The organism is Asticcacaulis sp. P2_C5 (genome assembly GCF_056404555.1).
Genome location: NZ_JBFUDU010000009.1, coordinates 148,735 through 160,155, shown reverse-complemented (window position 1 = coordinate 160,155; position 11,421 = coordinate 148,735). Strand labels below are relative to the sequence as shown.

Here is an 11,421-nt window from a genome sequence, read left to right as displayed (position 1 = left end):
CTTCGACCGGCGAGTCGGTGTAACAATTTGCATAATGCAACGTAATTATCGCTATTAATTTGCAAGTATTATTTTTTGTATTTCTTCAAATGGTTATAGGGATTTGCAAATGAAATTATCCATTATACGTTTGGCCTGCGCAGGGATGTTGGCGGCCCGATTATCCCAGTCGCTCGCGAAGCCCCAATGCCACGTCAAATCGCAGGATGAACCTATGGGCGGCATGGGCTGATCGCCGCCAAGCCAGGTGGTGTAGAGGACTTTTTCAGTCGAGAAGATATCACGAACGACAATTTTTCGGTAGGTGTGCAAATAGCCTGAACCCGGTGGCGCATTTCCGTAAGCCACTACGAGGACGCCTGGGAGGGGGCAGGGTTCGGGTAAGGACGCAACGTCGGAAATGAAGCCATCAGGGACTGAGGAGAGGTAGGTGTCGTCCGCCTCACAGCCCGAGTCCGCGCTGAGTTTTTCCGGTTCGACGAGCGCCGCCCCAGGCGTCGTTTGGGCTACCACGGGGGCGCTGAGCGTGGCAAAGGTCATGGCTAAGACGCGGATTTTCATGTGACGTTTCCCTTAGGCGTAATTTGGCCTGAGGTCAGGGGCGAAAATGAGGCTGGTTTTACGGATAAGCCCCGGACTCGGGTGAGTCCGGGGCTTATAGCGTTTCAGGCAATCCCTTCGACCTTGCGGCGTCGCCGTCGCGTTACGGGTGCAGGGGCTAAGCCCCTGCCTGGGCCTTGATCCAGTTTTCCAGCCAGTGGATATTGTAGTCGCCCGTCTGGATGTCCTTCTCGTTCAGCAGATCGAGGAACAGCGGGATAGTCGTGTCGATGCCAGAGACCACCGTTTCCTGGAGGGCGCGCTTGAGGCGGGCCAGGGCTTCGGGACGGTCGCGGCCATGGACGATCAGCTTGCCGACCAGGCTGTCGTAATAGGGCGGGATGGCATAGCCGTTATAGATGGCCGAATCCATGCGCACTCCCAGGCCGCCGGGGGCATGGAAATCGGTCACCGTGCCCGGCGACGGTACAAAGGTGCGGGCGTTTTCCGCGTTGATCCGGACCTCAATGGCGTGGCCCTTCAGGTCGATATCGTCCTGGGTGAAGGACAGCGGGTAACCTTCCGCAATGCGGATCTGTTCGCGGACCAGGTCGATGTCGGTGACATATTCGGTGACCGGGTGCTCGACCTGGAGACGGGTGTTCATTTCGATGAAGAAGAATTCGCCGTCTTCGTAGAGGAATTCGATCGTGCCGACGCCGAGATAGCCGATGGCTTTGATGGCGTTGACGACGACCATGCCGATCTTGTCGCGGGCAGCGCGGTCGATCACGGGTGAGGGCGCTTCTTCCAGCACCTTCTGGTGGCGGCGCTGCAGCGAGCAGTCGCGTTCACCGAGGTGGCAAACATTGCCATGGCTGTCGGCGATAACCTGGATTTCGATGTGGCGCGGGCGCTGGAGATAGCGCTCCATATAGACGGAGCCATCGCCGAAAGCGGCTGCCGCTTCGGACTGGGCCGACATGACGGCCTCGGCAAGCGACTCGCGGTCCTTGGCGACCTTCATGCCGCGTCCGCCACCGCCGGCCGCGGCCTTGATGATCAGGGGGAAGCCGATGGCTTCGGCTGCCTCCATGGCCTCCTCGACGGTTGCCACGCCGCCGTCCGAGCCCGGGACAACCGGTATGCCGGAATCGCGGGCCGCCTGCTTGGCCGTGATCTTGTCGCCCATCATGCGGATATGCTCCGCCTTGGGGCCGATAAAGGTCAGGCCGTGGGCGCTGACGATATCGGCGAACTTGGCGTTTTCCGACAAGAAGCCGTAACCCGGATGGATGGCCTGGGCGCCGGTGATTTCGGCGGCGGCGATGATCGACGGGATGTTGAGATAGGACTTGGACGCCTGAGGCGGCCCGATACAGACCGACTCATCAGCCAGATGGACGTGCATGGCGTTGCGGTCAGCTTCGGAATGGACAGCCACGGTGGCGATTCCCATTTCCTTGGCAGCGCGGATGACACGCAGGGCGATCTCGCCGCGATTGGCGATCAGGATCTTGTCGAATGTCTTGACCATCGAGGCTTACTCGAACACGACGAGCGGCGCGCCGAATTCGACCGGCTGGGCGTCGTTGACGAGGATCTGCGCTACCACGCCTTCGCGCGGCGACGGAATCGGATTCATGGTCTTCATGGCTTCGATGATCAGCAGGGTCTGACCCGCCTTGATCTTGTCGCCGACCTTTATGAAGACGGGGGCGCCGGGCTGGGCCGACAAATAGACCGTGCCGACCATGGGCGACTTGATGGCGTCCTTGAGCACCGGTACGGCTTCAGCCGCTGGGGGGGCAGGCAAGGCTGCCGCGGTCGGCGCCGGGGCAGCCGGCGCAGGCCCCGCGGCCGGGGCGACGGCGTAGTTCATCACCGGCGCTGCGGTCAATTGGCGCGCAACGCGAATCTTGAGATCGCCCTGTTCGACTTCGATCTCCGTCAGCTCGGTTTCCTTCAGGATGTCGGCGAGCTTGCGGACCAGCTTGGGGTCGATCGGGTCAACGGGAGGTTTTGCGGTCGTCATTGAGATACCTTGATGGGAGCCCTGTTTTGTCTGGGACTCAGGGCTTGAGCATGGCGAGAACGGCCTGGAGGGCCAGTTCATAGCCAACGGGACCAAATCCTGCAATAATCCCTTTTGCCACCAGCGACACATAAGAGTGATGGCGGAAGGGTTCGCGGGTCTGGGGGTTGGAAAGGTGGCATTCGATCACCGGAATGGCCAGGGCCTTCAAGGCGTCGAGTAGCGCCACCGAGGTGTGGCCGTATCCGGCTGGATTGATGACGAGGGCGCAAGCCTGCTCGCGTGCTTCATGAATCCAGTCGATCAACTCGCCTTCATGATTGCTCTGACGGAAGACAAGGGAAATCGCGGTATCGGCCAGAAGGGCACGGCAGCGCGATTCGATGTCGGCCAGGGTGTCGTATCCATAAATTTCCGGCTCACGTACCCCAAGGAGGTTGAGGTTGGGGCCGTTGAGGACATATATGGCTTTGGACATGAATCCTGCGGACGGTGTTTTACGAAGCGCGTCTTGTATCGCGTCGCAAGGTGCGGAACAAGCATAAGCCGCCCTGATCTGCCGCATTTGCACAAAAATGGCTTAAAAATGGTGAAAATTCTGTTGAACGGCGAGGTGCGAGAGGTTAACGCGGGCACCCTGACCGCCCTGATCGAGGAAATCGGACTGGACGGGCGCAAGGTCGCGGTCGAACGCAATCTCGAAATCGTGCCGCGTTCGCTGTACCTGGCGACGGATTTGTGCGACGGCGACCGGCTGGAAATTGTACATTTTGTTGGAGGCGGTTCTTGAAACTCGCAAAAAAGTTTGGCGCAGGCGCCAATACATTTTTTGCGGACAATATCGTCAAATCAAGGCTCGGGCTCGCCGCCTGCAGGACGGCCCTTCGCTCGCTTGTTATTATGAAATGATTTAAGGAAGACAACATGGCGGACACGGCTGTAACAAACGCTGAAGCAACGTCGGAAACTTGGACGGTCGCGGGGCGCACCTTCACGTCGCGACTGATCGTCGGCACCGGCAAGTACAAGGACTACGCCCAGAATGCCGCCGCCGCCGAAGCCTCGGGCGCTGAGATCGTCACGGTCGCCGTGCGCCGGGTCAATATCAGCGATCCGAAGCAACCCATGCTGATGGATTTCGTCAGGCCGGACCGCTTCACCTATCTGCCCAATACCGCCGGCTGCTACACGGGTGAAGACGCCGTGCGGACCTTGCGCCTGGCACGTGAGGCCGGCGGCTGGGACCTGGTCAAGCTGGAAGTCCTGTCCGACCCAAAGACCCTCTATCCCGACATGGAAGAAACGCTTCGGTCGTTGAAGCTTCTGGTCAAGGAGGGCTTCCAGGTCATGGTCTATTGCTCGGACGATCCGGTCTATGCCCGCAAGCTGGAAGAAGCCGGTGCGGTCGCCATCATGCCACTGGCAGCGCCCATCGGTTCGGGCCTGGGCGTGCAAAACCCGGTGACGCTGCGGATCATCATCGAGAACGCCAAGGTGCCCGTCCTGGTCGATGCCGGCGTCGGGACGGCCTCGGATGCTGCGGTCGCCATGGAACTGGGTTGCGACGCGGTGCTTATGAACACTGCCATTGCCGAAGCCAGGGACCCGATCCGCATGGCGCGCGCCATGAAATACGCCGTCATGGCTGGGCGAGACGCGTATCTGGCCGGGCGCATGCAGCGCAAGCTGTACGCCAATCCGTCGTCACCGCTGGCCGGACTTATCTAGCTTAGGCGGGCAAGGCGGGAGGCCACGACCGGACATGAACCAGACGGAGCGCAGACGCCTTATCAGCCTTGGCAGGCGTTGCGACATTGCCTTCCAGCTTCGCATGCATTCGGGCGACAATACCGCGCATGTCTTCGACTGGCTGTCGGTGCCGATCCCGGGCGTGATACGGATCATCGATCGCGATTTTGACGTATTCGCGCCGCAGGACCTGGTCTATTGCGGTCATTCCCTGCCGGGCTATGTGATGGACCGGCCGACAGGAACGCGGTTTCATCATCAGTTTCCCTTCAGGGACGGCCGCGTCGACAGCGATTTCCTGCGCGCCTACGATCCGTTTAGGGCCAAGTTCCGCCATTTGGCGCAGCGGTTTCGTGACTATCTGGCGACCGGTCCCGTGACCCTGGTCCGCAGCGACCTCAGCGAGGCCGAGGCCCTGCAGCTGGAAGACGTTGTTGTCGCGCGTTTTCCACAGGCCGATGTACGATTTCTGTACCTGGTGGCCGAAGGCGACCTGTTTCAGACGGGGCTTGGGCGGGCGCGGCGCCTGGCGGCGCATCGTTCTGTCGGCGATCCCCTGGCCTCGGCGGAGTTGTTCAGGGACGAAGGGCTGATCGAGGCGCCGTTCCGGCTGTCGACCCTCGACATATTTGGGCGGCTTGAGGAAGGCTACAATCTGTCGGTCGATAACCGCCTGACCGTCGCGGAGTTGGAGGCAGCACAGGCGATCAATCCGGGCAATCCGGGTTTTGCCTACGAACTGGCGCGCCTGCACCGCAACGAAGGACGTCTCGATGCCGCCCTGGCCAGCATCGTCAAGGCGTGCCAGGCCGCGCCCGGCAATGTCGTTATCGCAGCTGAGGATCTGCGCATTCGCTGGGCGCTGAAGCAGTTCGACGGCCGAGTCTATATTATGGGACTGGCCGCTCTGGTCGTAGAGGACGATCCCGCCGACATTGCGCGTGTGGCGGCCAACGGCTTGGTGGAACTGGGCGAATACGAAGAGGCGGCGCGATGCTATGCCGCCCATGTAAGACGGCACCCCGACGATGCGGCCGCCCTGTTGGCGAGGTCGCGCTGTCTGGCGAGGCTGCGACGATGGGACGAAGCCGTAGCGGACGCGCGAACGGCGTGGACTCTGACGCCCACGCCTGACCTCGCTTATAATCTTGCCGAATTGTATGAGCAGATGGGTGATATCGCCCGTGCTGTCGAAACCTATGAGGCCGTCGAGTCCTCCGCCGACGCGGCCGTCAACGGCAGGGCGCTCGAAAGGCTGGCCGTTCTGCGCTCGGCCGTCGGACCAAACTAAGCGCCCTTGCGCGCCTGTTCCACGGCGGCCTTGAGATCGTCCATGCGGGCGCCATTGATCGGCGTACCGCCGATAACGAAGGTCGGTGTCCCAGTCACATTGATATCTTCGCCCAGGGTCAGGACACGGTCGATATGCTGCTGAACCTCTTTTGACGCCGCCTTGGCCTTCAGCGCTTGCGGATCGAGCCCAAGGCCCGTCAGCACCTTTGTCAGTTCCTCTTCGCTGGCGATATGAGACGTCATCAAGGCGTAGTGGACGGCTTCGTATTTTCCGTCTGCCGCGGCTGCCAGGGCATAGGCCGCCAGCGGGCGGGAGTTGTTGCTGATGACCGGATATTCCTTGACGATGATGGCGACATCAGGATTTTCGCCGAGAAAGGCCTTGATCTGCGGTGTTGCCGCGCGGCAATAACCGCAATTGTAGTCGAGGAATTCGACAACCTTGATTTTCCCGTTGGGATTTCCGAGGATCGGGTCGGACTTGTCGTTGAACAACGAGTCTTGACGTGAGATCAGCGCCTCCCGGGTCTTGGCCAGTTCGGCCTGTTCCTGCTGGGCCTGCAGCTTGGCGCTGGCCGCCTGCAACATGGCCGGCTGAGCCATCAGGCCATTACGCACCTGCCAGGCTTGAACCTGCGGCACGACATAGGGCGCAGCGGCCAGCACAACGGCAAACACCGCCAGGCCTGTCGTGATATTGGCCTGGGAGAAGATCTCACCGAAAATATTGCCGCGGGCGGATTCCGGCGAGGGCGTTTCAGGTTCGGACACGTGGGGACTTTCGGTTAGGATAACGGGTTAGTGACGGCGGCGCTTGGTTTCGCCTTCGACGGGGTCGATCCCCATTTCCGACGACGTCGCCATGACGATATCGCGGGCGCGGCGATATTCCGGCGAGGCCGCATCGAGATATTTCTGCGACCAGACCGCCGAGGTGCGCGCGCTTTGATAGTCACCGTCATAGAACTGCGCTTCCGCCGTGGCAAGCCTGGCATTGCCGGGCTCCTTCAGGGAGTCGTAGGCCTGGGCCAGTTGCATCCAGGCGAAGCTGTTGTCTTCCTCGTACTTGATCGACTCGTTGAGGTGGACGATGGCCGCATGCAGGCTGTCCGCGTCGCCCATAGCGATCAAGGTCTGGCCCAGGTTCAGTTGCAGCAGCGGCGCGTCGGGCATCAGGGCGACCGATTTTTCGTGCGCGGGCTTGGCGAGACCGGGCCGGCCGGTTTCGAAATAGATCTGGCCTTTCAACTCCCACAGATAGGGGTTGTCGGGCTGTTCGGTCAGCAGACCGTCGAGCTGGGCCAGGGCTGCGTCCCAACTGCCCATCTTGTAGGTGGCGATGACGCGGGCATAACGCGCTGGAAACGAGGTGTCGCTGGCCGGATATTGGTTGAACGTCTTGATCGGATCATTGAGGAACCCCGCCAGCTTGGCCTTGATGACCTCGAATTCGCCGACGACCTCGGGCGTATCGACGACGGCGTAGTGCGGCTGACGGGCGGCCATGCCTTGCAGGGATTGAATCCGTTCACGCGACAGGGGGTGGGTGCGGAAGAATTCATAACGTTCCGCATTAGAAAAAACCTCGGAGTTACGGAATTTATAGAAAAAATCGACCAGGCCCTTGCCCGACATGCCAGCCTTTTCCATGGCCTTGATGCCGGCGGCGTCGGCGGCGGCTTCCTCGGTCTGCATGTAGCGCAGGGCGCCCATCTGACCGAAGGTCGTCGATGACGCCATAAGCCCGGCGCCCGCGTCGCCGGCTCCGGCCAGGGCCGCGATGATGCCGAGGCCCAGCGAGACCGCCATCGGCACGCGGGCAGCGCGCTCGATTTCGTCGGTCCGCATCATGTGGCCGCCGGAAAGGTGGCCGCTTTCGTGGGCTATGACGCCGAAAAGCTGGTTCGGCGTATCGGCCTCCATGATCAGGCCGGTGTTGAGACCAATCCGCAACCGAAAGGTTGCAAAGGCATTGAGATCATCGCTGGCGATCAGCAGGAACTGAACCTTGTCCGGATCGAGGCCGGCCGCTGTCAGGACCGGCTTGGTGTTCTTCTTCAGGAACATTTCGACTTCAGTGTCGCGGATAACGCTTTGCGAGTCTTGCGCCTGGGCAACCGAGGCCGCCGACAGCAAGCTGAGTGTCGCGACTACGGGCGCCACGGCGCGCATCATGCCGGACAGGGAAAAGCGAGGTAGCTGGATGTGCATCCGTATGGGCCCTGAGTGATCGGATACTGAAGGATCAGATACTTAGATAGGAAGCAAGCGTGACGAATCTAAGGCGCGCAACTGAAACTGTCGTTTATGCGGTTTGAAGACCCGTCGCAAAAAAAGCCTCCCGGCGTGACCACCGGGAGGCTTGTGGGCTTAACGACGCCACCAGCCGCGCTTGGGCTTTTCGGGTGGAGCGCTGATTTCGTTGGGATCGGGCTCGGCCGGCGCAGCCGCTACCGTCTCCAGAACCTTGGTGGGCTCTGGGGCGGTTTCTGGAGCCGGCTCCGCAGCAGGCGCGGACTCTTCCGCAACCGGCGTCAGGGGCTCAAGCGCCGTTTCCTGCGCATCCGCTACCGGAGCAGCCTTCTTGCGCGAACGGGTCTTCTTGACCGGTGCTACGACTTCGGGCTCGGCTTCAGCTTCAGCAATAAGGCTGATGGAAGGCGCCGATTCCGGTTCCAGGTCAGGCGCCACACCACTGTCGACGTCGGTCGAGGTCGGCATGGGCGCGGTCGTCAGCGATTCCGAATGGTCCGGCGTGACCGGATCGGCCTCGTCGACACCGCCCTTGCGGCGGCGCGGCGGCCGTTGACGCTTGGGCGCCGGCTGGTTGCGCAGGTCTTCGGGCACCAGCGATGTCGGCGCCGTGCTTTCCGCACCCAAGGCCGAAACCACGGAGTCGGGCAGGGCTGCGATCGGGGCTGTCGCCGCGGCGGTCAAGGCGACGTCGCGGTTGCGGTCACCGTGTTCGAAACGCTTTTGCTGTTCATCGAACGGATCGATCCACACATAGGGTGCTTCCAGCGACGGTGTGCGGGCGCGGACCCAGCTATAGGCTTCACGCGGACGGTTCTCGAAGCCGGCGCGGCGACCACCGCGACGGCCACGGCGGCGGCGGTTCTTGCCACCACCACGTGCGTCGCCGTCATCACCCTCTTCGTCGTCGCCCTGAGCGTCGTCTTCACCTTCGGCGACCTCAACCGGCGCTGCTGCGGCGGCTCGGTCGTCGCCTTCGAAGCGCTGACCATCACGGCCGCCTTCCTTGCCGCCACGGCGGCGGCGGCGGCGCTTGTTGCGGCCATTACGGTCGTCGCGGCTTTCGCGATCGCCGCCACGGCTTTCGGTCTTTTCGCCAGCGTCTTCCTCGTCGCCGTCTTCGCGTTCGGTAACAACGTCTTCGTCCTCTTCACCGGCCGCTTCGTCCTCGGCGATTTCCTCTGGCGTCGGATCGAAGGCAATCGGTTCCGGACGCACGGGCGGGATGAAGTCGACTTCATCGGCGTGGACGGTGCGAACGATCTGGACTTCGGTATGGCCCATATCGTTGTCGATCTCGACATTGACCTTCAGGCCCCATTCCATGCGCAGCTTGGCGAGGTGGACCTGTTTTTCGTTGAGGATATAGAGGGCGACGACCATCGGCAGCTTGACCGTGATGGCGCCTGCGCCGTTCTGCATGGCTTCCATGTCGATCAGGCGCATGGCCGAAAGTGCGGCAGAGTCGATAGACCTGATACGGCCGGTGCCTTCGCAGTGCGGGCAGGAAACCGTCGTGCCTTCCAGGAAGCCGGTACGACGGCGTTGGCGGCTGATTTCCATCAGGCCGAAGCCCGAAATCTTACCCATCTGGATGCGGGCGCGGTCTTCGGCCAGGGAGTCTTTCAGCTTCTTTTCGACCGAGCGATTGTTCTTGGCCTCATCCATGTCGATGAAGTCGATAACCACCAGGCCGGCCAGGTCGCGCAGTCTCATTTGGCGGGCAGCTTCTTCCGCCGCTTCCATATTGGTCTTGAGGGCGGTCGCCTCGATATTGCGTTCCTTGGTCGACTTGCCGGAGTTGACGTCGATGGCGACCAGGGCCTCGGTCTGGTTGATAACCAGATAGCCGCCCGATTTCAGCGGCACGACCGGAGAATAGATTTTGGAGATCAGGTCTTCGACGCCATAGCGGGCGAACAGAGGCGCATTGGCCTTGTAAAGCTGGATCTTCTTGGCCTGGGACGGCATGATCATGCGCATGAAGTCCTTGGCGGACTTGTAGCCTTCATCGCCTTCGACCAAGACGCCGTCGAAGTCCTTGTCGAACAGGTCGCGGATGGCGCGCTTGACCAGGTCTTCTTCTTCATAGATCAGCGCCGGCGCATTGGAGCGCAGGGTGGTTTCGCGAATATTTTCCCAGACGCGCAACAGGTAGTCGTAGTCGCGCTTGATTTCCTGCTTGGTGCGCTTGGCGCCGGCCGTGCGGATGATCAGGCCCATGCCGTGCGGCACATCGAGCGACTGCGCCATGGCCTTCAGGCGCTTGCGGTCGGGCGCATTGGTGATCTTGCGCGAAATGCCGCCACCGCGCGCTGTATTGGGCATCAGGACGCAATAGCGGCCGGCCAGCGACATGTAGGTGGTGAGCGCCGCGCCCTTGTTTCCACGCTCTTCCTTGACGACCTGGACGAGCAGGATCTGGCGGCGCTTGATGACTTCCTGGATCTTGTAGCGGCGGATCAGGTGCTGACGCAGGCGGCGCTCTTCGTCGGGCAGGTCGTCGCCGTCGTCCTCATGGTCGTCATCGTCTTCGTCATCAGCGTGGCTGCTGCCGTGGTTATTGGCCTGGGCTTGGGCGGCCAGTTCAGCCATCAGCTTTTCGCGATCGGCGATCGGGATCTGATAGTAGTCGGGATGGATTTCGTTGAAAGCGAGGAAGCCGTGGCGGTTGCCGCCGTATTCGACGAAGGCAGCCTGCAGGCTGGGCTCTACGCGCGTAACCTTGGCGAGATATATATTGCCGCGAAGCTGTTTCCTGGCGTGGCTTTCGAAATCAAATTCTTCAACTCGTGAATTGTTGAGCACGACGACACGGGTCTCTTCCGTGTGGGTCGCGTCGATTAACATTGTCTTGGGCATTAAGGCTGTCTCCGGAGCGCTCGAACACAGGTGGCCGCTTCGGGCGGTGCCCGGCGACAGAGGTGTGGCGCTGATAGGTGGGATGAGGGCGCGCGACCGTCGCGGCGTAACGGACGCCATCGATGTCTGAATTTCCTGTGCGGAGGCTCAAGGCGCGGCCCATGGGATTCGGTGTCTACTCGGTTTGCGCACACAACAATGTACGCGGCTGGTCTTGGCGTGGTCCCGGGCCCGGGTGAAACGTGCGTCTTCACGGCCGGTCAGAAACCGGTAACCTGAAGACGAGATAAGAACTCGACCCCGTCGTCACAAGGTTCGCATTTGAGCGAGTCCTGCGCCCAAGCACTTCCCGATAAAGTGGACGCCACTTTTCGGATAGAAGTGCGACAAGGTAAAAAGCCGGGGCATTTAAACGATCAGCTTGATCTGAAAGGCTCCGGCCACGCGGACTCGAAAAGAGGCGATACCAATTTGTCACATGTCGCCAAATTGTGTTTCGCGTCAAGTGTTTTTAATTGTGGGCCCGTGCCAGACCCGCAACCGTGACGGGCGCCTGGTCGGTTGTGCTTTTTTACCGGGACGACAATATTTTCTTAACCTGTTGGAAACCACATAGATTAAAAAGGGGGAAACCGTACCCCTTAATCGTATGTCCATGCGTGTCTGCCATAGTGATCCACACAAAAGGT

The 11,421-nt window shown here is 61.0% G+C and carries 10 protein-coding genes; 3 read left to right on the top strand and 7 right to left on the bottom strand.

The window, feature by feature from the left end; all coding sequences use genetic code 11:
* Positions 1–93: 93 nt before the first annotated feature.
* The 4 genes from AC1DXO_RS16935 to aroQ all read right to left on the bottom strand — a co-directional run bounded on the left by AC1DXO_RS16935 (position 94) and on the right by aroQ (position 3,053).
* Positions 94–561 carry a hypothetical protein gene (locus AC1DXO_RS16935; RefSeq protein ID WP_476979344.1) on the bottom strand — a complete coding sequence of 156 codons (468 nt, stop codon included), beginning with the start codon at positions 559–561 and terminating at the stop codon, positions 94–96.
* A 157-nt stretch (positions 562–718) separates the two neighbouring features.
* Positions 719–2,077: an acetyl-CoA carboxylase biotin carboxylase subunit gene (accC, locus tag AC1DXO_RS16930; protein ID WP_476979343.1), complete on the bottom strand. Its 1,359-nt coding sequence runs from the start codon at positions 2,075–2,077 to the stop codon at positions 719–721.
* Positions 2,078–2,083: 6 nt separating this feature from the next.
* A complete protein-coding gene (gene accB / locus AC1DXO_RS16925) occupies positions 2,084–2,575 on the bottom strand; it encodes an acetyl-CoA carboxylase biotin carboxyl carrier protein (protein ID WP_476979342.1) in 492 nt (163 codons plus the stop codon).
* A gap of 37 nt (positions 2,576–2,612) precedes the next feature.
* Positions 2,613–3,053 carry a type II 3-dehydroquinate dehydratase gene (gene aroQ, locus AC1DXO_RS16920; RefSeq protein ID WP_476979341.1) on the bottom strand — a complete coding sequence of 147 codons (441 nt, stop codon included), beginning with the start codon at positions 3,051–3,053 and terminating at the stop codon, positions 2,613–2,615.
* Between the two features lie 111 nt (positions 3,054–3,164).
* Here aroQ and thiS point away from each other — a divergent pair, with 111 nt between their 5' ends.
* The 3 genes from thiS (at position 3,165) to AC1DXO_RS16905 (ending at position 5,615) form a co-directional block, all read left to right on the top strand.
* Entirely contained in the window at positions 3,165–3,365 is a 201-nt protein-coding gene (gene thiS / locus AC1DXO_RS16915) for a sulfur carrier protein ThiS (RefSeq protein ID WP_476979464.1), read from the top strand.
* 134 nt (positions 3,366–3,499) lie between these two features.
* Positions 3,500–4,303: a thiazole synthase gene (locus tag AC1DXO_RS16910; protein WP_476979340.1), complete on the top strand. Its 804-nt coding sequence runs from the start codon at positions 3,500–3,502 to the stop codon at positions 4,301–4,303.
* Between the two features lie 34 nt (positions 4,304–4,337).
* Complete coding sequence (locus AC1DXO_RS16905) at positions 4,338–5,615, top strand: DUF1796 family putative cysteine peptidase (protein ID WP_476979339.1); 1,278 nt, start codon at positions 4,338–4,340, stop codon at positions 5,613–5,615.
* Here AC1DXO_RS16905 and AC1DXO_RS16900 read toward each other — a convergent pair.
* The 3 genes from AC1DXO_RS16900 to AC1DXO_RS16890 form a co-directional block, all read right to left on the bottom strand.
* Positions 5,612–6,388 (bottom strand): DsbA family protein, encoded by a 777-nt coding sequence (locus AC1DXO_RS16900; protein ID WP_476979338.1) that lies wholly within the window; start codon positions 6,386–6,388, stop codon positions 5,612–5,614. The two genes, AC1DXO_RS16905 and AC1DXO_RS16900, sit on opposite strands and share 4 nt — an antisense overlap.
* 27 nt (positions 6,389–6,415) lie before the next feature.
* Positions 6,416–7,828: a M48 family metalloprotease gene (locus AC1DXO_RS16895; protein WP_476979337.1), complete on the bottom strand. Its 1,413-nt coding sequence runs from the start codon at positions 7,826–7,828 to the stop codon at positions 6,416–6,418.
* Positions 7,829–7,987: 159 nt separating this feature from the next.
* Positions 7,988–10,732, bottom strand: coding sequence for an Rne/Rng family ribonuclease (locus AC1DXO_RS16890; RefSeq protein WP_476979336.1), 2,745 nt, complete (start codon positions 10,730–10,732; stop codon positions 7,988–7,990).
* Positions 10,733–11,421 lie beyond the last annotated feature (689 nt).

Bases quoted from the DNA above. Each gene is read 5' to 3' on its own strand.
- AC1DXO_RS16935 (WP_476979344.1), bottom strand. From the start codon at position 561: ATGAAAATCCGCGTCTTAGCCATGACCTTTGCCACGCTCAGCGCCCCC.
- accC (WP_476979343.1), bottom strand. From the start codon at position 2,077: ATGGTCAAGACATTCGACAAGATCCTGATCGCCAATCGCGGCGAGATC.
- accB (WP_476979342.1), bottom strand. From the start codon at position 2,575: ATGACGACCGCAAAACCTCCCGTTGACCCGATCGACCCCAAGCTGGTC.
- aroQ (WP_476979341.1), bottom strand. From the start codon at position 3,053: ATGTCCAAAGCCATATATGTCCTCAACGGCCCCAACCTCAACCTCCTT.
- AC1DXO_RS16910 (WP_476979340.1), top strand. From the start codon at position 3,500: ATGGCGGACACGGCTGTAACAAACGCTGAAGCAACGTCGGAAACTTGG.
- AC1DXO_RS16905 (WP_476979339.1), top strand. From the start codon at position 4,338: ATGAACCAGACGGAGCGCAGACGCCTTATCAGCCTTGGCAGGCGTTGC.
- AC1DXO_RS16895 (WP_476979337.1), bottom strand. From the start codon at position 7,828: ATGCACATCCAGCTACCTCGCTTTTCCCTGTCCGGCATGATGCGCGCC.
- AC1DXO_RS16890 (WP_476979336.1), bottom strand. From the start codon at position 10,732: ATGCCCAAGACAATGTTAATCGACGCGACCCACACGGAAGAGACCCGT.